Genomic DNA, 23153 nt, shown 5'->3' with positions numbered 1-23153 from the left:
AAACGTCACTCGGATTTGCGGATCTTCTCGACAATCGCTGTGGTCGAGCTGTTTTCCACCAGCCCCAGCACTTTCACCGTTCCGCCGTAAGCGGTTACAATGTCCGCGCCGACCACTTGCTCGATCCCGTAGTCCCCCCCCTTGACCAGCACATCCGGCTTGACCTCGCGCAGCAGGTTTTCCGGGGTGGCTTCAGCGAAACTGATCACCCAATCCACGGCACCCAGACCGGCCAGTACGGCCATGCGACGGTCGACGCTGTTGATCGGACGACCCGGGCCTTTCAGTCGGCTGACCGACGCATCGTCGTTGACCGCAACGATCAAGCGATCGCCCTGAGCCCGCGCCTGCTCGAGGTAGGTCACGTGGCCGGCGTGCAAAATGTCGAAGCAGCCGTTGGTGAAGACGATCTTCTCTTTATGCGCACGCGCATCATCGACCGCCAGCAACAGCTGCTCAAGGCCGAGCACACCGCGCTCCGAACCTTCCTCACGCTGGATAGCGCGACGCAGTTCCGGCGCGCTGATGGCCGCGGTACCGAGCTTGCCGACCACAATGCCCGCGGCCAGGTTGGCCAGGGCCACCGCGTGGGGCAGTTCTTCGCCAGCGGCAATAGCGGCCGCCAGGGTGGAAATGACCGTGTCGCCGGCACCGGTCACATCGAACACTTCACGGGCACGGGCCGGCAGGTGCAGTGCCGGATGGTCCGGACGCAGCAGAGTCATGCCGTGTTCGCCGCGGGTCACCAGCAATGCGCCGAGGTCGAGGTCGTGCATCAGCTGCGCGCCCTTGCTCACCAGCTCATGCTCATCGGCGCAGCCGCCGACGATGGTTTCGAACTCACTGAGATTCGGCGTGATCACGCTCGCCCCACGGTAGATCGAGAAATCCTTGCCCTTAGGGTCGGCCAGCACCGGAATGCCACGGGCACGGGCCGCCTGGATCAGCGCCTGATGGTTTTTCAGCGCGCCTTTGCCGTAGTCGGACAGCACCAGCACCTTGATGCCTTCGAGCAATTCGTCGACTTGCTCACCCAGCGCCAGGGCGTCGGTGGCGAAGGGTTCTTCGAAGTCAATACGCAGCAGTTGCTGGTGACGGCTCATGACCCGCAGCTTGACGATGGTCGGCTGGTGCGCGATGCGCTGGAACAACGCCCGTACGCCAGCGCCTTTGAGGCTATTGGCCAAGCTGTCGGCAGCTTCATCGTCGCCGGTCACGCCGACCAGCGAGGCCGGTGCGCCGAGGGCGGCAATGTTCAACGCAACGTTGGCGGCACCGCCGGGGCGGTCCTCGATTTGCTCGACCTTGACTACCGGTACCGGCGCCTCAGGGGAAATCCGTGAGGTACCACCATGCCAGTAACGGTCGAGCATGACATCGCCGACCACCAAGACAGGGGCTTGATCGAATCGCGGCATGGACAACTTCATGGAGCAACCCACATACAGAATGAACAGGGGCGCGATATTAACACAGGGTTGGCGCGGGCTCGTGCGACGGCTGCAATGGGATGATTCAGCAGGGTTTTCTGCTCATTTATTGATCAGAAAATCCGACAATCGACGACAAGCGTCCGTCAATTCCAGCGCCTAGGTGTCAATTTCACATTCAGCAGTAAGCAGTCAGCGAGAGAGGATGAGTTAAGCTCACCCTCTCGTCGGGTCAGGCGATTCCGGCGGTGACCGGTTCGTCCAGGCCCATCGCATGCAGACGCGAGTAGTAGCCATTTTGCGCGAGCAATTGAGCATGGGTGCCGCGCTCGACGATTTCACCATGGTCCATGACCAGGATCAGGTCGGCCTTCTCGATGGTCGACAACCGGTGAGCAATCACCAGCGTGGTGCGACCTTTCATGACTTGATCCAGTGCAGCCTGAATATGCCGCTCGGACTCGGTATCGAGCGCCGACGTTGCCTCGTCGAGAATCAGCAACGGTGCGTTCTTCAACAAGGCCCGGGCAATCGCCAGGCGCTGACGCTGGCCGCCGGACAGCAACACGCCATTTTCCCCGACCTGGGTGTCCAGGCCCTGCGGCATCTCCGAGATGAAGTCCATCGCGTAAGCATCCGTGGCGGCCTTTTCGATGTCGGCACGTGGTGCGCCGGCGAGGTCACCGTAAGCGATGTTGTTGGCGATGGTGTCGTTGAACAGCGTCACATGCTGTGTCACCTGCGCCACGTGCCGACGCAGATTGCGCAGACGATAATCTTCGATTTCCACGTCATCGAGCATGATTTCGCCGGTTTCGTGGTGATAGAAACGCGGAATCAGACTGGCCAGGGTCGACTTGCCGCTACCCGAACGACCGACCAGGGCGATCATTTGCCCCGGTGCCGCCGTGAAGCTGATGTTCTTCAGCACCTCACGCTCGGTCCCCGGATAGGTGAAGCTCAGGTTGCGCACGTCCAGGTGGCCGGTGACGCGATCGCGCTCGACGGTACCCTTGTCAATCTCTGGCTCGACGTCCAGTTGCTCGAAAATGCTCTCGGCACCGGCGACGCCCTTCTGGATCGTGGAGCTGACTTCCGACAACTGTCGAATCGGCTTGGGCAACAGGCCCGCCGCGGTGATGTAGGCCACCAGGTCACCGGCGGTGGCATCACCGCGCAGGAGCAGCACCAGGAACATCAACACCGCCATGGCGGTGTAGATCACCAATTGCAACATGGGCGTGTAGACCGCACCGGTCTTGGTCATGCGCAATTGCTTGTCGGTGTTGCCCTGACTGGCTTCGGTGAAACGACGCTCTTCATAGCTCTCGCCGCCGAAGCTGCGCACCACGCGATAACCCTGGATGGTCTCGGAGGCCACGTGAGTCACATCGCCCATCGCCACCTGGATTTTCTTGCTCTGCTTGCGGAATTTTTTGCTGGTGCTGCTCACCATGATCGCGATGATTGGCAGGATCGCCAGCATCACCAGGGTCAGCTTCCAGTTCATCCACAACAGATAAGCGAACAGGAACACCACGGTCAGGCCTTCACGAATGACCACTTTGATGGCGTCCGTGGCCGCACCGGTGACCATGGTCACGTTGAAGGTGATGCGCGAAATCAGGTGCCCGGAGTTATGGGTGTCAAAATAACGGTTGGGCAATACCAGCAACTTGTTGAACAGTTCGACACGCAAGTCGTGGACCAGCCCCAACGAAACCTTCGCCAGGTAGTAGTTACCCAGGAAAGACCCCAGGCCTTGCCAGGCGGCGATCAGGATGATCAGCAGCGGCACAGCCATCAGCAACTGCAGGTCTTGCAGATACGGAACTGTAGGGAAGAGCACCGCTTCAGGGTTGCTCAGGCCATCAACGAAATATTTGAGAATCCCGGCGAGCATGGGCTGCGTCGAGGCAAAAATCACAAAGCCGACAATACTGATGGCAAACATGCCCCAGTACGGACGCACATACGACAGCAGGCGCAGGTAAATCTTCAAGCTCGACGGCGCAGGCGAATCAGGGCTGGTCATGAGAACCCGTTGTATGAGAAAAGAGCCCGCGAGTGTAACACAGGCCATTTTAGTCGCTGACCTGCGGTAACATGGCCGGCTATCCATGCCTCACGGCGCCCAACCCGGAGTATTGATGCAAGCGCTTGATCACACCCGATATCTCGCCCTGCGCGAGGGAGCACAAGTCCTTGAAGCGGATGGTTCGGGGGACAAGGTTCTGCGGTTGACGGACGGTTCAATACTCAAACTGTTTCGCCGCAAGCGCCTGCTGACATCGGCCGCATGGTATCCGTACGCCAAACGCTTTGCCGACAACTGCGATGCGTTGCGTGAACGGCACATCCCCTGCCCGTCGATTCGTCAGGTTTACCGCATCCCGAGTATCGAGCGTGATGCCGTGCACTACGATCCACTACCGGGCCAGACCCTGCGCCAGCTACTGGATACCCAGGGCGATGCCGATCCGTTGCGCGGTCAATTGGGGGTCTTCATGGCCACTTTGCATGAGCGGGGGATTTACTTCCGCTCGGCGCACCTGGGCAACATCGTGCTCACACCCGAGCATCAGTTGGGCCTGATCGACATTGCCGACATGCGGGTGTATCGCCGTCCGTTGCGCAAGACCCTGCGGCTGCGCAATTTCAAGCATATGGTGCGTTACCCGCAAGACCGGCAATGGTTGCTTGACGGTCGCGGCGAAGTCTTCATGCACCATTATGGCCAGACCCAGAGCATCTGCTCCCCGGAGGAGCTGAGCGTCGCCCTGCAAAAATGATCTGAGCGCCTTAGCCTCCAGGAGGAGACGAAGGCCAGGCATTACGCCAGCGCGGGTTGCCGCGCCTTCAGCACACGAGAGAGGATCATCGCAGCGGGCAGCAGCACCAGAGGCCACAACTCGTCAGGGTTACCGATCAGCAAACTGCCATCGAAGTTCAGCATCACCAGTGCACACGCCAGGTACATACCCCACACGTCGCGCAGACGCCAAGCCTGCCAAAGGGATACTGCCATCAGCGCAACGAACAACATCAGCGAAACCCCGCCGCTGTACAGCCCCAGCGCTACGAAAATGTTGTGCGGATGCTGAATCGGCATCCAGCCATCGAGTACCTGGGGGGTGTGGAAGCCGATGCCGCAGCCCAGTACCCAGCCGCAGTTGCGCCACTCGCCGACCATGATCTGAAAGATTTCGATGCGGTACGAATCGCCTCGATTCCAGAGGGACTGGTACCAGGCTTCGTTGTGCACCACCAAGAACAGCAGGCCTAAAACAACCGCGCCGATTGCCACCGCACTGCCAACCAGCCGCGGCTTGTGGTAAATGCCGTAAAGCAACCAGACGCCGAACAGGAACACAGCCCCCACAAACGCAGTGCGCGTCTGCATGACGAAGGCTACCGCAAACACCGACAAGACGATGGCCAGGCCACCTTCGATATACTTTCGTTCCTTGAACCAGATAGGCAGCGCCAGCGCCAACGCACAGAACAGCCAAATGCTGGCGTAGATGACGTTCTCCAAGCGTGCCGGAAGCAGCGCCACCCGGCCGCCAACGGCGAATTCACCGGTTGCCCAACCGTAGAGCGCGCTGCTGAATATGTACAACGTCAGGATCCAGAACTGAGCGCGAATAAACGCTGAGCTGCGGAAAAATTTCGGATCGGTGAGGGCGCCGACCACCATGACGAACATCAGTACATAGAAGACGTGTTTGTAGAACTGCATCTGCCCTGCAATCGTCGCAGGCACCAGAAACCACAGAATGAACGCCAGCCAACCCCACGCCAGCGGCTCCTTGAGCAAGCCAGCACCGCGCTCCTTGATCAGGAACACCAGGCCCGGCAATACCATAAGGACGTAGAACAGGTTGTTGGTCCACTTCGACGACCAGCCCACCACAAAGCTCAAAAGAAACAGGCAGAGCGCCGCTCCGAAATAAGAGGCCATGGTGATCTTTCCTGGCTTCATGCCGCTAAATTCCATGCAGCACCCAACCTATTGCAAGACCCAAAATAAGAGCTGCGATCAGCTTCAGCCGATCGATACGTTTACGCCGTAATTTGCTCACTCGCTCCTTCGGAACCACCACATGCTCTCCGAAGCCGGTGTGCAATACCGCGTCGTTTTCCAGAATCAACGCATAGCGGTTTTCGCCAGCATACAGACGCGACAGGTCTTTCTCCCCGGAAAATGCGGAATACGGCGCATGCGTCAGGTAATCCGCACGACGGCGCAGCCCTGGATTAAAGGAAAAACCTTGCCACTCGGCCTTTTGCGAGCCCAGTACGTAGAAAGGAATGCCACGGCTGACTTTGCGCTCGTTCAGGAACACGTAAGGGCTGTGAACCATCAGGTCATGATTGAAGCTGCGCAACCACACTTGCAGCGCCTGTGGATCTTCCTCCAGCAGGCATTGGGATTCTTCGATAAACCCTTCACGGTAGAAGTCCCAGTCGTCTTCGCAGTGGAAAATCCACGACGTCTGCACCTGGGCATAGGCGGCATCGATGGACCGCAACTGACCCAGGCGTGGGTTGTTGATGAAGAACTGGGTATGTGCCCTCCAGTGCTCCGGAATACAGGCCTCTACGGCGCTGTCGCCGGAGTCCTCGGTGATGAACACTTTACGGATGGGAGCCGTGTTGAACCGGTCAAACGTCTCGAGGGTTCGCTTCAACAGATCGAAGCGACCGCAACTAGTAATTACTACCGAAATGTCGCTAGTCTCGCTGAACAGCATTTGTTTACACCGCACCATTGGTTGTTTAATCGCCCGGCTTTACAGCCCCAGCGACAAGCGTAATTTTTCTTTCCAGCCCAGCGGGACATGCTCGCGCAGCGGCGCACGCAGGGCGTCGACAATCGAATGCCCTACAGCCCGGAACGTGTAACGCTGCTCTACCAGAGCCTGTCCGGCCAATGAAATGGCCTCGGTCAGCTGTGGGGACTCGCGTAACACCGCCAGTTTTTCCCTGAGTTCGTCGCGGGTTCGATAGAGCACGATGTTGTGCAGATCGACAAACCCCAGCGCGCGATTCTCTGCTTCCCCTTGATCGTAAGCAAACAGCACACAACCACAGGCCATGGCTTCGAAATTCTTGATCATGTATTCGCCCATGCCAACGTCGGCACTCACGAAGTAACGGATCCGGCTCAACGTCTCGCAGTATTCTTCACCCGACTTGGTGCGCGTGATCAGCAGGTTCTCCACTTCGGCCACGGACTCGAGCATGGCCTTGCGTCCGGCATACGCCACGCTGTTGAGACTGCCGACGAAACCCAGCTCGATATCACGTTCACGCTGGCAGTTTTGCAACAGCGCCTGATCGTAGCCCTTGGGCACGAAATGCGCGTCAAACCCTTCATCACGCAAGCGCTGGCTGACCATGAAACCCGAGCTGATCACCCGCACCCAAGGCAGCTTGCGGTAATGGTCGCTGAACTTGCCCGTGTACTTGCACGGGATGTAATTCTGGTACGCATCGTGCTCCAGAATAACCAGATTGGGCAGGGTTTGTATGAACCTCACCTGTCTGATTTCTTTTTTGAAGCGCAGGAAGAAAACAATCCTGTCATAGCGGCTCACATCGACATGCTTGCGAAAGTAGCCCTGCAAGTCGTCCTGCTCCGCGCTGGTCAGCTCGCGCTTGTCGCAGTCGCAGTGCTCGGCGATACCGTCATACAGTCGATCGAGGATCGCTCGCTGCTCTTTCTGCACCAGAAACAGAACTTTCAATTGGTCTCTCTCTTTCCAGACAGCTCTTGGACCCAGAATAATTCGTGGCGTCGCACCGCTTTACGGAAGAACTCGTTTTCGCCGAAAGCCGGCCAGTGTCGGGCCGCCAGACAACGTTGTATCGCCCGGCGAAGTAGACGCTTGAGGGGAAGTCGGGGCTGAAGGTCGTGCATCATGCCCAACGACATAGCCTTGTGCCACTGTTTTTCGGACGACAGGCAGAGTGCCCAAGGCCGCAACGGTTCATGACTATTGATCTGTGGCGGCAGTGTCACGCCAGTACTGGCATCACCCATTGGCCAGCGATCGTTGTCATGCAAATGATTGGCGTAATGCAACAAGGTTTCGGGCTGCCAGGCTGTCCCGCTCAGTGCCTGCATCACCGCCTGCTGTGAGCATAGATGGTCTGGGTGCGGGTCGAAACGCGGATGCGGCAAGACAATGACCTGGGGCTGGATGCGCTCGATCAACTCGCTCAGGTCGGCCAGAAGATTGTTCCAGGACGGTATGCCATCGACGTCACTGCCCAGGGCAAACGGATTGAACCGTCGAAAATACCGAGTATCGCCAAGTTGTGCCTCACGGGACACCACGGCCTCGGTCGGCGCGCTTTGCATGGCGGGCAATTGCAGGCAGAAATACCCCAACTGAATGCAGCGTTCCTGAGGTACGCCGCCCCACAACGGCACGCTGAGACTGTCCCAGGCTCGAAGCGAGCCTTTCAGCCGTGACGCTTCGACGCCGTTGAGCCCCATCTGCTGATAGTGCTCGGCCTCGATTTCACCGGCGGTCATGGTCACGATCCAGCTTTGATTGGCGCTGCTGTACAACCCGAATGCGGCCAGCTCGGCATCGTCGGCATGGGGCGCGATCACCATCACCCGCTGACGGCTGTAATCCGCATGCTCGAACGCCCAGAGCACCGGTTCACCGAGCAATCGGCAGAAACGCCCGCGCAGACGTAACTCACCTTGCGACAGAACGTGCGCCTGACCACTGAGGTTGAGGTAACGCAGGCCGTTCACACCACGCTCAAAGGTTTGTCGGTCCGGGTTATCCCCCCCCGACAACTCGACCACTGGATCGATAAAGCGTCCCAGCCAGGTGCTTTTTATCCGCAGCGCCAAAACCAGAGTGGCGTCGTCGACCAGCATGACGCCGTCGTCCAGGCGCAAACGCTCACCATCAAGGTGGACCTTGGGTTGTTGGGTGTACGGTGGAAAGCTGTACTGGTAATCGTCTTTGGGCGAATAAAACAAATGGTCGGCGAACCATGCCTCGTGGGCAATCCAGCCCAGAACCGCGAGCACCAATGGCAGCCACCAGGTCACCAGTACGCCGATGGCAATCAATAGCGCCAACGCGATGAGCAGACCGATGCGCTTGATGCGCCGATGACGCTTGAGCAATTGCTGTTTGCGGTTCATGGGCTGGCTCATACGGTGAACACCGGCACAGGATTGCACCAACGATCCTTGTATTCACGGTCAGCGCGACCGAAAGAAAAGCGCAAGGGTTTGCCCAACGCCCGGGCATGCTCCCAAGCGCTTTGCGTATTGAGAAAACTCAGCACGCTGCCGGGACTGAATTCGCGGGTTTCGGGATCGACGCCGCCATTGATGTACTCGACGCTGATCCACTGTGGTGTCTCGACACGGTAGACCAGTTGAATCGCTATCGGCGCACCGTTGAGAAAAATCACCGAGCCGATCAGCAAGTCACGCAGCAATTCGATGACCTCAGCCATGCGCTCGGCCCCCGTCGCCGAGAAGCCCCAGCGGCGCTGGAACAGGTCGCAATAGATCGCTGCCAGTTCACTGCTGGAAAATTCGGCGACCGGCCGAACCACTCCGCCCGCCTCTTCCAGCAATCGCAATTCACGGCGCTGGTTGTAGCGAAACTTCTTCGACAGTTCTTCGGGAGTGCGGGCCATCGCCAGTTGCTCGGCCTGCAATTTGATGCCGGTGAAGCGGCCTTCATTCAGCACCGACAAGTAGCGTGCGCGATGACGCAGCGGCGCTTGTGCATCGGCAGCGGCCGGCAGGATGAACTCGGCATTACCGAGGTCGAACAGGCCTTTTTTACCACAGCGCTTGAGTACATCCTTGGACAAGGCAAGGTCGCGCCCCCAGGTCGGGATTGCAGCTTTGACTTCACCGTTTTGCTCCCAGGCCAGGTAGCGCACAGGGATGTCGGCCAACTGCGCCAGCCGGTCGACCACCATGGGATGAGTGGCGACGCTGCCGCCATAACGTTGCCAGGCCTCGGCATATGCCGAGGCGTCGACTACCGCCCAGCCACGTTCGCGCCAGCCTTGAAATCGGTTGAGCATCAGCCCCTCGGTGCCAGTTCGGTAACGTGCGGCAAACGCCAGAAAGCATCGCGCACCGTGCGGTCGGAGAAGCGCTCACGCAAGCGATCAAGCATCAGCTCGACACACTGGTGACGTTGCTGCTCGTCCATCGCGGCCAGATGTTGCAGCCCTTGAGCCAAGTGCTCGGCATCGCCCAGCGGGAACAGAATACCGACGCCCTCAACCACTTCCTTCGCCCCACCGCACGCCGTGGCGAGCAACGGCACGCCGGCAGCCATGGCTTCCAGCAGCACCATGCCGAACGGTTCATGATCGGAGCTCAACGCAAACACATCGAAGGCACGGAAATAACGCCGAGCCTCAGGTACCTGGCCGAGGAACAGCACGCGGTCGCCGATACCCAGCTCACGGGCCAGGGCCTTGAGGTCCTGCTCCAGTCGACCGGCACCGAGAATCACCAGTTGACTGTTGGCAGGCAAACCCGGCAACGCCGCAGCAAAACCGTGCAGCAGCGTGGCCTGATCCTTGTCCGGATGCAGCCGTCCGACGTTGCCAACAACCCAGGCATCCATCGCCAGGCCCAGGGTTTCCCGAGCTTCGCGAACTGACACCTGGCTGTCCTGCAAGGTTTGCACATCAATCCGGTTATAGAGTGTTTGAATCCGCGCCGCCGGCCACTTCGGCAGGCAATGACGCATGTCGTCGCGCACCGCATCGGAAACCCCGAGCAGGCTCAGGCGTTTGCGGAAAATATTCGCGAAGAGTTTGCGGGTGCCGCGCTTGTAATCGTCAAACGCGTGATGCACGCCAATCACCGGCAACGAGGTACCGAGCAAGGCGATATAGATAGGTTTGAATCGGTGAGCGATGCAAAGACTGAAATTGCGCGAGGCGGCGATCTTGCGCAGATCGCCGATGGCGCCCAGCTTCAGGCCACGAATGGCCTTGGAGCTGTATTCCATGAACAGCACTTCATCGGAAGCGCAGCTCGCGGCGACCTCACTGTCTGCGGCCCCGGTCAGAAACACCGTGGTCACACGATAACCGGTCCCCGCGAACAGGCTGGCGTACTGCCGGGCGCAGTCCAGAAACGGCCCGTCATAGCCGTGACAGAACTGCAGCACATGGCGTTCAGCCGAGCGTGTCATATGCGTCCGCGCCCTCTTTGACCACCAGGATGTCTTCCATGATCAGATACTGTAGATCGGAACCGAAGAACATGTTCAGGGCATCCGTCGGCGAGCAGATCATCGGTTCGCCACGACGGTTGAGCGAGGTGTTCAGCGACACGCCGTTACCGGTCAGCACTTCCAGCGCCTTCATCATGTCGTAGTAGCGCGGGTTGTATTCGCGCTTGAGCACCTGGGCCCGCGACGTGCCGTCTTCGTGGACGACTTCCGGCACGCGGGTCTTCCACTCTTCAGCCACTTCAAAGGTGAAGGTCATGAACGGCGCCGGATGATCAATCTTGATCATCTGCGGTGCAACGGTGTCGAGCATCGACGGGCAGAAAGGCCTCCAGCGCTCGCGGAACTTGATCTGATGGTTGATCCGGTCAGCCACGCCGGTGGCGCTCGGGCAACCGATGATCGAACGACCACCCAAGGCGCGCGGACCGAACTCCATGCGACCCTGGAACCAGGCCACCGGGTTGCCGTCGACCATGATTTTGGCAATGTTTTCCGGCATGTTCTCGAGCTTGCGCCATACAGGCTTGCTCGGGTGACGGGCACACGCAGCGAGCACGTCTTCGTTGGTGTAGGACGGGCCGAGGTAGACGTGTTCCATCTTCTCGACGGGTACACCACGGGCGTGGGACACGTAAGCCGCAGCACCGACCGCAGTACCGGCATCGCCGGACGCCGGCTGCACGAACAACTCTTTGACGTCGTCGCGGGCGATGATTTTCTGGTTCAGTTTGACGTTCAACGCACAGCCACCGGCGAAGGCCAGTTTGCCGGTTTCCTTGAGTACGTCGCCCAGATAGTGGTCGATCATCTGCAGCGAGATCTTTTCGAACAACGCTTGGATGCTCGCGGCGTAGTGGATGTACGGCTCGTCGGCGATGTCGCCTTCGCGCTTCGGACCCAGCCACTCGATCAGCTTCGGCGAGAAATAGAAGCCTTTGCCTTTCTCTTTATAACGACGCAAGCCGATGACGTTGGCGTAGTCGGTGTTGATCACCAGCTCGCCGTTCTCGAACGAAGCCAGACGCGAGAAATCGTATTTGCTGGCATCACCATACGGCGCCATGCCCATGACCTTGAACTCACCGTCGAGCATCTCAAAACCGAGGAACTCGGTGATCGCGCCGTACAGGCCGCCGAGGGAATCCGGATCGAAAAATTCCTTGATCTTGTGGATCTTGCCGTTTTCGCCGTAACCGAAAAAGGTCGTGGCGTACTCACCCTTGCCGTCGATCCCGAGGATCGCGGTTTTCTCTTTGAAACCGGAGCAGTGATAAGCGCTGGAGGCGTGAGCCAGGTGATGCTCGACCGGTTCGATCTTGATTTTTTTCGGATCGAAACCCAATTGCTCGAGGCACCAGACAATCTTGTTGCGATAGCGCTTGTAGCGACGGTTACCCATCAGGATCGCGTCAAGCGCGCGGTCCGGGGCGTACCAGTAACGCTTGGCGTAATGCCAGCGAGCCTTGCCGAACAGGCTGATTGGTGCGAATGGAATCGCTACCACATCAACGTCGGACGGCTTGATGCCAGCCTGCTCGAGGCAGAACTTCGCCGACTCGTAAGGCATGCGGTTCTTTGCATGTTTATCGCGCACAAAGCGCTCTTCCTCAGCCGCCGCGACCAGCTTGCCGTCGATGTACAAAGCTGCGGAAGGATCATGGCTAAGGGCGCCGGACAGGCCAAGAATCGTCAATGCCACAGGGGTCTAGCCTCTTCAGTCTGCATGCAGGCGCAAGGCGCCTCAAAGATTAATGTGCCCTCGCAAAGGGCGAGTGGCAGCTAAAGGGCGGGATTATAGCGTAAACATGGCGGGAATGACCCAGCGCATATTGCCCCTGTAAAGATGATCCGGACGAAAGCAGGCGGGATTGCTCATCCGCGGCCTGACCTCCAGTAAATACTGATATTGCCGTCGGTTGTCTGCCGGTAAATCGTGTAGGGCAATGCAACGGTGTCCAGAACACCAGACAACGTCAGATCCAGCAGAACGAACGGCACAAGAAAACCCGTGGGGTCCGGCGGCGCATTCAGCACACAGAAATCGTAAGCCAGACCGCTGTAAATACGGGGAATGGATTGACAATAAGTCTTTTGCTTCCTGAGGCCGCGGGTAGCCTCGGCATCATCCTGCAGCACCGTAACAGCGGTCCCACAGCCCGATAACGCCAATGAGAAAGTGCCCAGCAACACCGCCATCTTTATCGTCAAAATCTGCCCTCCGTGAACGTCAGGCAAACTAGCATCGCGGCTATTCAGGGCACAGTTCATGGGCTCTGTAGATCATGTAGGACGATTCATAAAAACCTGTCCCTTAATCTCGAGTGGCTGGTCTGGCCCCTTCACGCCCTGAGCCTTTCCGTCAACACGGTGGTTCTGTGGGAGCGTGCTGCTCGCGAAGGGATTCAAGCAACGCTGGAGATATCCTTGGGAAGACGCTGATCAATGACCTGATAAAGCGCGCTACTCTCCGGCCAGTTACGCATGAACCGCGCCCGATCCCGCGCATACGCCGGGGCAAAGCTACTGAGCGAGCCGTGTTGACACATCGAATCCAAATCAATCAGCGCCCAGCGATCTTGCTGCCAGAACAGGTTATGCCCTTTGAAATCCCCATGACTGATCCGCTCAAGAATCAGCTCGGCAAACAAATGATCCAGCGCCAGCAACTCGGCTTCCGGCGCCTCACCGCCTTCAACATAAGGTGCAAAGCGCTCGATGATATCCGGCCCCGGTAAATACTCGGTCACCAGATAAGCTCGACTGCGCAACCAGAGGAAACGCTTCTCCAGCAACGCCAACGGCTTGGGCGTGGCGATGCCGAGAAACGCCAGGCGATTGCCTTCGCGCCAGGAATGCCAGGCACGACTCGGGCGCCAGAAGCGTTTGAGCCAATGGGCAAAACCTTTGATGTTGTAGCGTTTGATCACCAGCGTACGACCGGCCACCTCGACCTTGCCGACGCTCGCCGCGCCGCCGGTCTTGTACAGATGGCCCTGATCGAGCAACGCATCGGCCTGCTCCAGCACCGGCAGCATCGCCGCTTCTTCTTCGCGGCGAATCGCCCGTAACCCGAACGCTCCGCGCTGGACACTGAACAGCGTGCATTCGCGGCCGACCTTGATCAGGAAGTCTTTGAGGCGCCAGCTGCGGACCTTGCTGATCTGCTTCTGCAGCGCTTCCATGGGCAGTGCATGCTCGCCGTTGCTCAGCAGGTAATACACCAGCAGCTCTTCGGTGTAGGGTTCCAGCGTCTTGGGCAACTGGGCGAAAAACACCCCGAGATTCTCCAGGACTTTCTGTCGAGACAGCGGCTGGCCAGGCGTTTCCGCACAAATCCCGGCACCATCGATCAAATACAGCCGGCCGCCCTGGCGCAGCAGGTTGTCCAGGTGCAAGTCTTCCTGCCACAGGCCCTTGCGGTGCAATTGACCAATCGCACCCAGCGCATCGGCCAATACCGCCGATTGCTCATCCGCCAGCATCGGCAAGTGTTCGACCTGCTTCCAGGCATCCCCAAGGCTTTCGGCGCCTTCAAGGAAATCGAACAGCAGCCAACCGCCCTCGCCGTCCTTCAGGCCATCAGCCAGCAGCAACGGCGTGGTCAACCCCTGAGCCGCCAGCAACCGCACGCCGTCCAGTTCACGCTGGAAATGCCGCGCCGCTTTGCTGCCGACCAACAACTTGGCCAGCACCGGCCGACCACGCCAGACGCCGGCACCGACATAACGCTGCCCCGGCAACACCCGCAACAGACTCAGCAATTGCAACTCGGCAGGGCCGGCGGCATCGGCCAGTGAAATGTTCAGCGGCAGGCCGGGGCTGCGGCCAGCGTTTTTCAGCTCGGACAAACGCATCAGCGCGCCTCCTTGTGAGTGCGCCGCGCGGTCAGTCGCGCCAGCCAGCTGTCGATCAACGAGCTGTCCTGGGATTGATCCAGATAGGCAGCCAGCAGCTCGCGCAACTGCGTTTCGTTCCACTGAGGTGCCCGGCGCAGCAACGGCTCCAGATCTTTCGCCCGGTCACGCAGACCAAACAGCAACGGCCGGGTCTTTTCCAGGTCGATCAGCTGGGCCAGGTAACCGTCGCCGGTGGCCTGGAGAAAAATGTGTTTGGGGTAGAAGCAACCGTGAACCTGACGCGCGCCGTGCAGGCGCCGAGCCAGTTGACCACAGGCCTTCATAATCGCCGAATGCTGCGCCGAACTCAGGTCCGACCAGCGCTGCAACAGCGAATCCAGGTCATCCCAACCGTCCAGGGCACGGGTCAGCAGAATCGCCCGGACTTCGCCGTTGACCTTGCGCTCACCGAAGAATGCCGCCTTCAGCGCTGGAATACCGAACTTTTCATATCGACTGATATTGCGAAACTCACGGGCAAAGCTCGGCTCGCCAAAGGGCGCATGCAAGGTGCGCATCTGGTAGTTGCTCTGCCGTTTGAGGTAGTAGCCATGACCCTCCAGATCCAGCCGAAACACGCTGCTCCAGCCACCGCGTGCGGTGTTGGGCTCGTCCACAGCGTCGAGCTGCTTGGCCCAGAGTGCGTCGAAGGTGCCGAGGCCGTGACGCTCAAGCAGCGCACGGTCTTCAGCGGCCAGAAAATCAGTCATTCGCGCCCCTCGAAAAATCTCACCACGTGCCGGATCCTTTTTTTGTCGGCGGCATTCAGCCGATCACGCTGGCGGTATTGCAGGTAAAAGCGCAGGCGCTGGGTGGCCGACAAGTGATACTTGGCGACCTTGTCCAGACACGCCAAGTCCTTGGTGATCCGGTACTTGAGCCAAAAGCCACGCCAGAAATCACCATTGGGGCAATCGATCAAAAACAGCCGGGGCTCATCGTCGATCAGCAGGTTGCGCCACTTCAAATCGTTATGGGTGAAACGATGGTCGTGCATGGTCCGGGTATAACCCGCCAGCTGCCGGCTGACGTTGTCGACCCAGGCGCGGTCCGCCAGCTTTGGATCATGCCGCTCGGCCAGGGCCGACAAGTCTTCGGTATGCGGCAGCTCACGGGTAATCATCGCCCCACGATCGTACGCCGCACCACGACGTTCCAGGCCCCAGGCCACCACTTCGGCAGTGGGAATCCCCCACTTGGCGAAGCGCTTGAGATTCTGCCACTCGGCTTTCACCCGGGGTTTGCCCAAGTAACGGCGCAGACCTTTGCCGGCACCCACGTAGCGTTTGACGTAATAGTTGACGCCATTGCGCTGGACGCGAATGACCTCGGATAACAGGTCGCGGGTCAGGCGCTCGCCCTGAAGCGCGAACACAGCCTCAAGACTGCCGAAATCTTCTGCCAGATCGCTGTACGCAGGTTCCAGTTTCCAACCCGCCATCAGAGCGCATCCCCATATCGCTGTTTACGGTCGTAGAGCTTGTTGGCCTTGCCTTCCAGCCAGGCGAGCAACCCGGCTTCTTCGCCCAGTATCTGGCGCAGGGGCTGCTGGAAATAACCTTTGAGGAAACGCAATTTGTCACGCCGGGTCAAGCCAATGTCCAGGGCCGAAAAGTACAGCGCCGCCAGGTCCTTGTTGCGCCAGCGCTGAGTGACCGAAGGGCGGGTCTGGGCGCGGTGCAGGTCGATCACCGAAAGCTTGAAATCGTCGACCGTCACCGGTTTGTCGGTGTGCAGCAGAAAGTGGCAGATGTAGCAGTCGCGATGGTTGACTCCGGCGCGGTGCATCATGCCGGTCATGCGCGCGACCTCGGCAATCAGCGCACGCTTGAGTTTCGGCTCGGGCGGCTGCTTGACCCAGTCGATGCTGAAGTCTTCGAGGCTGACCGTGGGCGCCAGCTCTTCGGTGACGATGAACGAATGCTGGTCTGCCGGGTTACTGCCCTTCTCGCCGTAAGCCACGGCGGTCATGGTCGGCACACCGACTTCTTGCAGGCGCGCAATGGCCTTCCATTCCTGGCCGGCACCGAGCACCGGCAGCTTGGCCGTGAGCAGGTTCTTGAAGATTTCACCCCAGCCAATGCCACGGTGGATCTTCACGAAAAAGCCGTTGCCATTGACTTCGGTACGCAGGGTCCGGCGCGCTTCAAGTTCGCGGTACACCTCGCCCTGGAGACCCTCGACTTCGGCGAACGGGTCGCGTCCGGCCCAGAGGCTCTTGAACGGTTCAGCCAGCATCAACTTCATTAAGCGTGCTCCGCCAGAATCACATCGGCCGCGTGCTGCGGCATGCTATAGAGGTCGGCCGTCTCGGCGAAGGCCAGACCGTTGCGGCTCCAGGCCGCCCGTGCTTGAGCGTCGTTCAACATGCCGGTCAGGTACTGAGTCAGCTGCGCCTGATCGAAAGGTTCGTCCAGCACCAGACCAACGTCGGCCTCGGCGATGTAATGGGCGTAACCACAGACCGCGCTCACCAGCACCGGCAGGCCGGCCACCAGGGCTTCGAGCAACACGGTCCCGGTGTTTTCGTTGTACGCCGGGTGGATCAACAGATCGGCGCCGAGCAGAAAACGCGGGATGTCACTGCGCCCCTTGAGGAACGTCACGTTATCGCCGAGCCCCAATGTAGCGCTCTGCATCTGGAATAATTTGGGGTCGTCCTGGCCAATTACAAACAGCCGGGTGCGTTTCTTCAGATCGGCGGGCAATGCGGCCAGCGCCTTGAGGCTGCGATCCACGCCTTTGGTCTTGAACCCGGAGCCAATTTGCACCAGCAGCAGTTCATCGTCTTTCAGGTTGAATTCGCGACGAAACTCGGCGCGGATCTCGGCGGCATTGGCCGGCGCGCGCCGATCTTGAGAAATACCGGGCGGTAGCAAATGGAAGCGCGCAAGCGGCGTGTCGTAATGCTTGATGAACAGCGGCTGCTGGACTTCGGAAATCATCAGCACTTCGGTCTTGGCATCCTTGGCGAACACGGCGCGCTCGTATTCCGCGAAGTGCCGGTAGCGACCCCAGCGACGGTACAGCGAGTTGCGCAGGTTTTGCGCCTTGTCTTCGAAGCAACCGTCGGCGGCGTAGTAGACGTCCAGACCCGGCATCTTGTTGAAGCCGATCAAACGGTCCACCGGACGCTTGGCCAGATCAGCCTCCATCCATTCGCTGAGCTTCTCGTTGCGTCGATGATTGAAGAACGCTTTGACCGGCGCCACCAACACTTCGAAGCCGGGTGGAATGTCGCCTTCCCAGATCAGCGTGTAGACCCGAATCTGATGGCCGCGCTGCTGACATTCCAGGGCGATGCGCATGAAATCGCGCTGCAAGCCGCCAAAGGGAAAGTACTTGTACAAGACGAATGCCAGTTGCATCAGCGCAGCTCCTCAGCCAGTAACAACGTGCTCAGTCGGGTCGCGACACGCTCGGGATTCAGACGCGTGAAGCACAGGGGCCACTCACGTTTAAGGTCAAACTGACGGGCATCTTGGGCCGTCGGTTGATAGGTGCATTTCTTTTGCAGGCATGGCGCGCAAGGGAAGTCGCTGGCCATGTGAATCTGCGACTTGCCGTAGGCGCCAGTCAGGCCCGGGTTGGTCGGGCCAAACAGCGACAGCGTCGGCACGTCCAGTGCGGCGGCGAGATGACCGAGACCGGTGTCCACCGCCACGCAGGCTTGCGCGCCGGCCAGCACCTTGCCGACACCGGCCAGGTTCAGCCTGGGCAGCACTTCGACGTGTTTCATGTCTTTGGCGATGCGTTCGGCTCGGGCTTTTTCGATCGGGTTGCCCCACGCAAGCTTCACCCCGACGCCGAGATAGCCGACGCGCTCGGCCAACTCGCGCCAATAGGCTTCAGGCCAGTGTTTGGTGTCCCACGTGGTGCCGTGCAGGAACACCACGTAAGCATTCTTGCGCGGCAATTCCACCAGTCGTTCGACGTTCAGGCCGTAATCGCCCAAGCCTTTGGGCAGGTCGTACCCCAACGCCACGGCGAACAGCTGACGCACCCGCTCCACCGCGTGTTGCCCACGGGCCACGGCCAGACGCCGGGAATAAAAACGTGCGGCAATCGGCTCACGGGCCGAGTTTTTATCCAGCCCGGCCACCGGGGCTTTGGCATATCGGGTCAGCAACGCACTTTTCAGCAGGCCCTGGGCATCGATCACCAGATCGTATTGGTTGGCGCGAACGCTTTGCTTGAAGCGCTTCCACTCACCACTCTTGAGGGTCTGCCAGATGTTTTTGCGCCAGCGACGGATCGCCACGGGAATCACCTTGCCCACGGCCGGGTGCCAGGTCGGGATTTCGGCGAAGCCTTCTTCCACCACCCAGTCGAACGTGATGCCGGGGATCGCCCGCGCCGCGTCGGTCAGCGCCGGCAACGCGTGAATCACGTCGCCCAGCGAAGAAGTCTTGATCAGCAGTACCCGCAAACTATTTGACCTCGACCACAGTGCCCTGCAAACGCTGCAAGGCTTCGTTCACCGCTTGCGGCATGAGCTGGCGCAGGCAGTTGTAATGACCGAAGCGGCACGTGCGATCGAAGCACGGACTGCATTCGATGCCCAGGCGCACGATCTCGACGTGCTCGGCCAGTGGCGGTGTGAAACCCGGCGACGTCGAGCCGTAGACCGCCACCAGCGGGCGATTCAGCGCGGCGGCGACGTGCATCAGGCCGGAGTCGTTGGACACCACCGCGTCGGCGCAGGACATCAGGTCGATGGCTTCGGCCAGGGAGGTGCCGCCGCTGAGGTTCACCGACTCTTCACGCAGACCGGGAATCAGCCGCGAACGGATGTCTTCGCCGACCGCGTGATCGTTTTTCGAACCGAACAGCCAGACTTGCCAGCCTTCGCGGATCTTCGCTTCGGCCACTTTGGCGTAGTGCTCGGACGGCCAGCGTTTGGACTCGCCGAACTCGGCGCCGGGGCACAGCGCCAACACCGGGCGGTCGAGGGCCAGGCCGAACGTGGCCATTGCCGCTTCGCGAGTGACCGGGTCGATCTGCAGGCTCGGGCGTGGATAAGGTTTCGGCAGCTCCGCACCGGACTCATAGGCCAGGGCCATGAAGCGCTCGATCATTAGCGGATAACGTTCTTTATCCAGCGTGCGCACGTCATTGAGCAGGCCGTAGCGAAATTCGCCACGCCAGCCGGTGCGTTTCGGGATGCCGGCGAAGAACGGCACCAAGGCCGACTTCAGGGAATTGGGCAGCAGGATCGCCTGGTCGTACTGGCCGGCCAGGGATTTGCCGATACGCCGACGCGTCGCCAGCTCCAAAACACCGTGACCGAGCGGAAAGCTCAAGGCCTGGCGGACTTCGGGCATGCGCTCAAGAATCGGCCGGCTCCACTCGGGGGCCAGCACGTCGATTTCGCATTGCGGGTGGCGCTGCTTGAGACACTGAAACAGTGTCTGCGCCATCACCATGTCACCGACCCAACTGGGCCCAACGATCAGAATTTTCATGTGGTTTCCAAAAACGAGCCGGGGAGGCTTTATGCCTCCCCGTCTCGAGAATCAGCTTAGCCCCAGCTCGCGCCAGATCCGCACTACCTGCCGCCGTTCGTCCACGAACTGGTCGCCCGGTATCACCCCGGCGTCCTTCTGCAAGGCCTGCCGGTGGGCGGCGGAGCGGTAGGCTTTGTAGGCCTCACGCAACAGGCTGGCGTCTTCGGCGGGCATCAGCCCTTCGTGTTCCAGCTCTTCCAGGATGCGGATGTTGTCGGTCCAGCGCAGCAACGGCGGGTGTGTCTCAGACCACGCCAAGGCCGCGTATTGCACCATAAATTCAATATCGACGATACCTCCGGCGTCCTGCTTGAGATCGAACGGCGCCGTGGCCTCGAAGGCATTTGCCGCGGTGCCGGCCGCGGTGCTCTTGCTGCCAAGGTTATCGCGCATTTTGGCGCGCATCTCACTGACCTCCTGGCGCAAGGTCGCAAGGTCCCGCAGTTTGCCCAATACCGCCGCACGGACTTTCTCGAACGCCTGGCCGACGTCCGGACTGCCCACCAGCACCCGCGCCCGCACCAGCGCCTGATGCTCCCAGGTCCAGGCTTCGTTTTCCTGATACCGGGCAAACGCCCCGAGCGAACTCACCAGCAACCCCGACGCGCCGGACGGCCGCAGGCGCATGTCCACCTCATACAGCTGACCGGAGTTGGTCTGGGCCGTCAGTAAGTGAATGATCCGCTGCCCCAGCCGAGTGAAGAATTGCGCGCCGTCGATAGGCTTCGGCCCGTCGGTTTCTGCCTGCGGATCACCATCGTGGATGAACACCAGGTCCAGGTCCGAACCATGCCCCAGTTCCAGACCGCCCACTTTCCCGTAACCGACAATGATGAAGCCGGGATCGCACAAAGTGCCGTCGGTACGCAGCGGCGTGCCGTATTTGGCCACGGTCTGGCGCCAGGCCAGGGCCAGCACTTGTTCGAGAATCGCTTCGGCGAGCCAGGTCAGGTAATCACTGACCTTCATCAACGGCAGGCTGCCGGCGATTTCCGAAGCGGCAACCCGCAAACGGTGCGCCAGCTTGAAATGCCGCAGGGCTTCCATCTGTTGTTCGAGGTCGTCTTCGGGAATCCGCGTCAAACGCTCGCGCAACTCGGCGGCCAGTTCCGGCGCCAGCGGCGGCTTGAACAGCCGACCTTCATTGAGTAATTCGTCGAGCAGCAACGGGAAGCGGGTGATCTGTTCGGCGATCCACGGGCTCGCGGCGCACAGAGTCAACAAGCGTCGCAGCGCGCCGGGGTTCTCGGTCAGCAACACCAGATACGCGGAACGACGGGCCACGGCTTCCACCAGTGGCAGTACCCGCTCCAACACCAGATCCGGATTGGCGTGCTCCACGGCCTGAGCCAGTAATCGTGGAATAAAGGCATCGAGGCGTTCACGCCCCAGACGCTGCATGGCCCGCAATTGTGGACTGCCGCGCAAGCCCGCCAAGGCTCTCAGCGCCTTGCCGGCATCGGCAAAACCGCCCTGTTCCAACTGGCGGCAAGCGGCCTCTTCATCCTGAGCCTCTTCCCAAAGCGGCAGCCATTCACCGCCGACCACCACTTCGCTTTCGGTGCCTTGCTCTTCATCGGGATCGGCGATCACTTGGCCGAAGTGCCACGCCACACGGCCGCGCCAATACATGAGCTGTTCGTGGAAAGCGGTCCAATCGGCGAAACCCATCATAAAGGCGATGCGCGCCTGATCCTGCGCACCGTCCGGCAGCATCTGGGTCTGGCGGTCGGCAATCGCCTGGATCGCATGTTCGGTGTAACGCAGGAATTCGTAGCCTTCGCGCAATTCGCTGACCACCGCCGGCGGCAGATAACCCTGACCTTCCAGCGTGCTCAGTACTTTTAATAGAGGACGTTGCTGCAGGCTCAGGTCGCGGCCGCCGTGGATCAGCTGGAACGCCTGGGCGATAAATTCGACTTCACGAATGCCACCGGAGCCGAGTTTGATGTTGTCGGCCATGCCCTTGCGCCGGACTTCCTGCTGAATCAGCTGCTTCATGGTGCGCAGCGCTTCGATCGCCGAGAAGTCGAGGTAGCGCCGGTAGACGAACGGCCGCAGCATGTCTTGCAATTGCGCGCCGGCCACTTGATCGCCGGCCACCACCCGCGACTTGATCATCGCGTAGCGTTCCCAGTCGCGACCCTGATCCTGGTAATACTGCTCCAGCGCGTTGAAGCTCAACACCAATGCGCCGGCCGAACCGTAAGGCCGCAGGCGCATGTCGACGCGAAATACAAAACCGTCGACGGTCATCGGGTCCAACGCCTTGATCAGCCGCTGACCGAGACGAATAAAAAATTCCTGATTATCCAGCGAGCGCTTCACGCCGACGGTTTCGCCGCCCTCGGGATAGGCGAAGATCAGGTCAATGTCCGACGACAGGTTGAGCTCCACCGCGCCAAGCTTGCCCATGCCGAGGATGACCATTTGCTGTGGCTCGCCGCTGCGCCGACCGGTCGGCACGCCGAACTGCTGACAATGCCGCGAGTACAACCACTGATAGGCCTGATCGATGCTGGCATCGGCCATGTCCGAGAGGTCGCGACAGGTCTGGATCAAATCGCACTGACGAGTCAGGTCGCGCCAAATGATCCGCACTTGATGGCGGGTACGTTGACGACGCAGGGCGCGACCCAGTCCATCTTCGGTTTCCGCTTCATTTACCGCCGTCGCAATCTGTGCGCAGAGCTCGCCGGGAACAAAACTTCGATCCAGCTCACCGGACTGCACCAGTTCCAGCAACATCAACGGATCACGCACGCTCTGCTCGATCACGAAATCGCTGGCAGCGGTGACACGGGCCCATTGCGCCCAGCGATCAGGCGTCCAGCCAGACAGACCATGGTCGTCGTCCAGCCCGGCGACGGCCGTACGGAACGACTGCTCGGCGCGGGTGACAAACGGCAGGAGAATGCCGGGCAGTACGGCAAGCGAAGGGAGGCTCATGGTCTATCCTTGATCGGCGTGTAGAGGGCTGCATGTAGTGATTCGCCAGAATGCACTACGTGATCGACTGTCGAACAAAGGTTAGAAATAGCTGAAATTTCTTTATTTTTGGCA

The 23153-nt window shown here is 60.0% G+C and carries 19 protein-coding genes; 1 reads left to right on the top strand and 18 read right to left on the bottom strand.

Going from position 1 to position 23153, the window contains the following annotated elements; all coding sequences use genetic code 11:
• Positions 1-5 precede the first annotated feature (5 nt).
• A complete protein-coding gene (gene hldE / locus ACYZT3_RS03410; RefSeq protein ID WP_282382422.1) occupies positions 6-1430 on the bottom strand; it encodes a bifunctional D-glycero-beta-D-manno-heptose-7-phosphate kinase/D-glycero-beta-D-manno-heptose 1-phosphate adenylyltransferase HldE in 1425 nt (474 codons plus the stop codon).
• A gap of 232 nt (positions 1431-1662) precedes the next feature.
• Positions 1663-3465, bottom strand: a complete 1803-nt coding sequence (gene msbA / locus ACYZT3_RS03405; RefSeq protein ID WP_282382421.1) for a lipid A export permease/ATP-binding protein MsbA — start codon at positions 3463-3465, stop codon at positions 1663-1665.
• A 115-nt stretch (positions 3466-3580) separates the two neighbouring features.
• Here msbA and ACYZT3_RS03400 point away from each other — a divergent pair, with 115 nt between their 5' ends.
• Complete coding sequence (locus ACYZT3_RS03400) at positions 3581-4222, top strand: BUD32 family EKC/KEOPS complex subunit (protein WP_282382420.1); 642 nt, start codon at positions 3581-3583, stop codon at positions 4220-4222.
• 41 nt (positions 4223-4263) lie between these two features.
• Here the strand turns inward: ACYZT3_RS03400 and ACYZT3_RS03395 are convergent, their stop codons facing one another.
• The 16 genes from ACYZT3_RS03395 to glnE form a co-directional block, all read right to left on the bottom strand.
• Positions 4264-5394 (bottom strand): O-antigen ligase domain-containing protein, encoded by a 1131-nt coding sequence (locus tag ACYZT3_RS03395; protein ID WP_462031507.1) that lies wholly within the window; start codon positions 5392-5394, stop codon positions 4264-4266.
• A 25-nt stretch (positions 5395-5419) separates the two neighbouring features.
• Positions 5420-6187, bottom strand: a complete 768-nt coding sequence (locus ACYZT3_RS03390; protein ID WP_282382418.1) for a glycosyltransferase family 2 protein — start codon at positions 6185-6187, stop codon at positions 5420-5422.
• A 39-nt stretch (positions 6188-6226) separates the two neighbouring features.
• The gene (locus ACYZT3_RS03385) at positions 6227-7183 is read right to left on the bottom strand and encodes a glycosyltransferase family protein (protein ID WP_282382417.1); all 957 of its coding nucleotides are present in this window, start codon (positions 7181-7183) and stop codon (positions 6227-6229) included.
• Positions 7180-8610, bottom strand: coding sequence for a PIG-L deacetylase family protein (locus tag ACYZT3_RS03380; protein ID WP_462032334.1), 1431 nt, complete (start codon positions 8608-8610; stop codon positions 7180-7182). The genes ACYZT3_RS03385 and ACYZT3_RS03380 overlap by 4 nt, the downstream gene beginning before the upstream one ends.
• A gap of 8 nt (positions 8611-8618) precedes the next feature.
• Entirely contained in the window at positions 8619-9515 is an 897-nt protein-coding gene (locus ACYZT3_RS03375; protein ID WP_462031506.1) for an antimicrobial resistance protein Mig-14, read from the bottom strand.
• A complete protein-coding gene (locus ACYZT3_RS03370) occupies positions 9515-10645 on the bottom strand; it encodes a glycosyltransferase (RefSeq protein ID WP_462031505.1) in 1131 nt (376 codons plus the stop codon). Before ACYZT3_RS03370 ends, ACYZT3_RS03375 begins: the two co-directional genes overlap by 1 nt.
• The gene (locus ACYZT3_RS03365) at positions 10629-12386 is read right to left on the bottom strand and encodes a carbamoyltransferase family protein (RefSeq protein ID WP_462031504.1); all 1758 of its coding nucleotides are present in this window, start codon (positions 12384-12386) and stop codon (positions 10629-10631) included. Before ACYZT3_RS03365 ends, ACYZT3_RS03370 begins: the two co-directional genes overlap by 17 nt.
• A gap of 173 nt (positions 12387-12559) precedes the next feature.
• Positions 12560-12895, bottom strand: coding sequence for a YceK/YidQ family lipoprotein (locus ACYZT3_RS03360; protein WP_282382428.1), 336 nt, complete (start codon positions 12893-12895; stop codon positions 12560-12562).
• A 194-nt stretch (positions 12896-13089) separates the two neighbouring features.
• The gene (locus ACYZT3_RS03355; RefSeq protein ID WP_282382410.1) at positions 13090-14541 is read right to left on the bottom strand and encodes a lipopolysaccharide kinase InaA family protein; all 1452 of its coding nucleotides are present in this window, start codon (positions 14539-14541) and stop codon (positions 13090-13092) included.
• Positions 14541-15293, bottom strand: a complete 753-nt coding sequence (locus ACYZT3_RS03350) for a lipopolysaccharide kinase InaA family protein (RefSeq protein WP_462031503.1) — start codon at positions 15291-15293, stop codon at positions 14541-14543. The genes ACYZT3_RS03355 and ACYZT3_RS03350 overlap by 1 nt, the downstream gene beginning before the upstream one ends.
• Positions 15290-16024: a lipopolysaccharide kinase InaA family protein gene (locus ACYZT3_RS03345; RefSeq protein WP_282382406.1), complete on the bottom strand. Its 735-nt coding sequence runs from the start codon at positions 16022-16024 to the stop codon at positions 15290-15292. The genes ACYZT3_RS03350 and ACYZT3_RS03345 overlap by 4 nt, the downstream gene beginning before the upstream one ends.
• Positions 16024-16830, bottom strand: coding sequence for a lipopolysaccharide core heptose(I) kinase RfaP (rfaP, locus tag ACYZT3_RS03340; RefSeq protein WP_462031502.1), 807 nt, complete (start codon positions 16828-16830; stop codon positions 16024-16026). Before rfaP ends, ACYZT3_RS03345 begins: the two co-directional genes overlap by 1 nt.
• Positions 16830-17951 carry a glycosyltransferase family 4 protein gene (locus ACYZT3_RS03335; RefSeq protein ID WP_282382401.1) on the bottom strand — a complete coding sequence of 374 codons (1122 nt, stop codon included), beginning with the start codon at positions 17949-17951 and terminating at the stop codon, positions 16830-16832. The genes rfaP and ACYZT3_RS03335 overlap by 1 nt, the downstream gene beginning before the upstream one ends.
• The gene (gene waaC / locus ACYZT3_RS03330) at positions 17951-19012 is read right to left on the bottom strand and encodes a lipopolysaccharide heptosyltransferase I (RefSeq protein ID WP_282382398.1); all 1062 of its coding nucleotides are present in this window, start codon (positions 19010-19012) and stop codon (positions 17951-17953) included. Before waaC ends, ACYZT3_RS03335 begins: the two co-directional genes overlap by 1 nt.
• Before the next feature lies 1 nt (position 19013).
• On the bottom strand, positions 19014-20048 hold the full coding sequence (gene waaF, locus ACYZT3_RS03325; RefSeq protein ID WP_282382396.1) for a lipopolysaccharide heptosyltransferase II: 1035 nt from the start codon (positions 20046-20048) through the stop codon (positions 19014-19016).
• A gap of 51 nt (positions 20049-20099) precedes the next feature.
• The gene (gene glnE, locus ACYZT3_RS03320; RefSeq protein ID WP_282382394.1) at positions 20100-23039 is read right to left on the bottom strand and encodes a bifunctional [glutamate--ammonia ligase]-adenylyl-L-tyrosine phosphorylase/[glutamate--ammonia-ligase] adenylyltransferase; all 2940 of its coding nucleotides are present in this window, start codon (positions 23037-23039) and stop codon (positions 20100-20102) included.
• Positions 23040-23153: the final 114 nt, after the last annotated feature.

The organism is Pseudomonas sp. MDT1-16, assembly GCF_054898115.1.
Note: the sequence above shows the minus strand (reverse complement) of the source record. Positions and strands in the feature narration are given on the sequence as shown.

Excerpts from the sequence above, each read along its gene's own strand:
- ACYZT3_RS03350 (WP_462031503.1), bottom strand. The coding sequence starts at position 15,293 with ATGACTGATTTTCTGGCCGCTGAAGACCGTGCGCTGCTTGAGCGTCAC.
- hldE (WP_282382422.1), bottom strand. The coding sequence starts at position 1,430 with ATGAAGTTGTCCATGCCGCGATTCGATCAAGCCCCTGTCTTGGTGGTC.
- waaF (WP_282382396.1), bottom strand. The coding sequence starts at position 20,048 with ATGAAAATTCTGATCGTTGGGCCCAGTTGGGTCGGTGACATGGTGATG.
- ACYZT3_RS03380 (WP_462032334.1), bottom strand. The coding sequence starts at position 8,610 with ATGAACCGCAAACAGCAATTGCTCAAGCGTCATCGGCGCATCAAGCGC.
- ACYZT3_RS03370 (WP_462031505.1), bottom strand. The coding sequence starts at position 10,645 with ATGACACGCTCGGCTGAACGCCATGTGCTGCAGTTCTGTCACGGCTAT.
- ACYZT3_RS03355 (WP_282382410.1), bottom strand. The coding sequence starts at position 14,541 with ATGCGTTTGTCCGAGCTGAAAAACGCTGGCCGCAGCCCCGGCCTGCCG.
- ACYZT3_RS03335 (WP_282382401.1), bottom strand. The coding sequence starts at position 17,951 with ATGCAACTGGCATTCGTCTTGTACAAGTACTTTCCCTTTGGCGGCTTG.
- msbA (WP_282382421.1), bottom strand. The coding sequence starts at position 3,465 with ATGACCAGCCCTGATTCGCCTGCGCCGTCGAGCTTGAAGATTTACCTG.
- ACYZT3_RS03395 (WP_462031507.1), bottom strand. The coding sequence starts at position 5,394 with ATGGCCTCTTATTTCGGAGCGGCGCTCTGCCTGTTTCTTTTGAGCTTT.
- ACYZT3_RS03390 (WP_282382418.1), bottom strand. The coding sequence starts at position 6,187 with ATGCTGTTCAGCGAGACTAGCGACATTTCGGTAGTAATTACTAGTTGC.
- ACYZT3_RS03375 (WP_462031506.1), bottom strand. The coding sequence starts at position 9,515 with ATGCTCAACCGATTTCAAGGCTGGCGCGAACGTGGCTGGGCGGTAGTC.
- ACYZT3_RS03400 (WP_282382420.1), top strand. The coding sequence starts at position 3,581 with ATGCAAGCGCTTGATCACACCCGATATCTCGCCCTGCGCGAGGGAGCA.
- glnE (WP_282382394.1), bottom strand. The coding sequence starts at position 23,039 with ATGAGCCTCCCTTCGCTTGCCGTACTGCCCGGCATTCTCCTGCCGTTT.
- ACYZT3_RS03345 (WP_282382406.1), bottom strand. The coding sequence starts at position 16,024 with ATGGCGGGTTGGAAACTGGAACCTGCGTACAGCGATCTGGCAGAAGAT.
- rfaP (WP_462031502.1), bottom strand. The coding sequence starts at position 16,830 with ATGAAGTTGATGCTGGCTGAACCGTTCAAGAGCCTCTGGGCCGGACGC.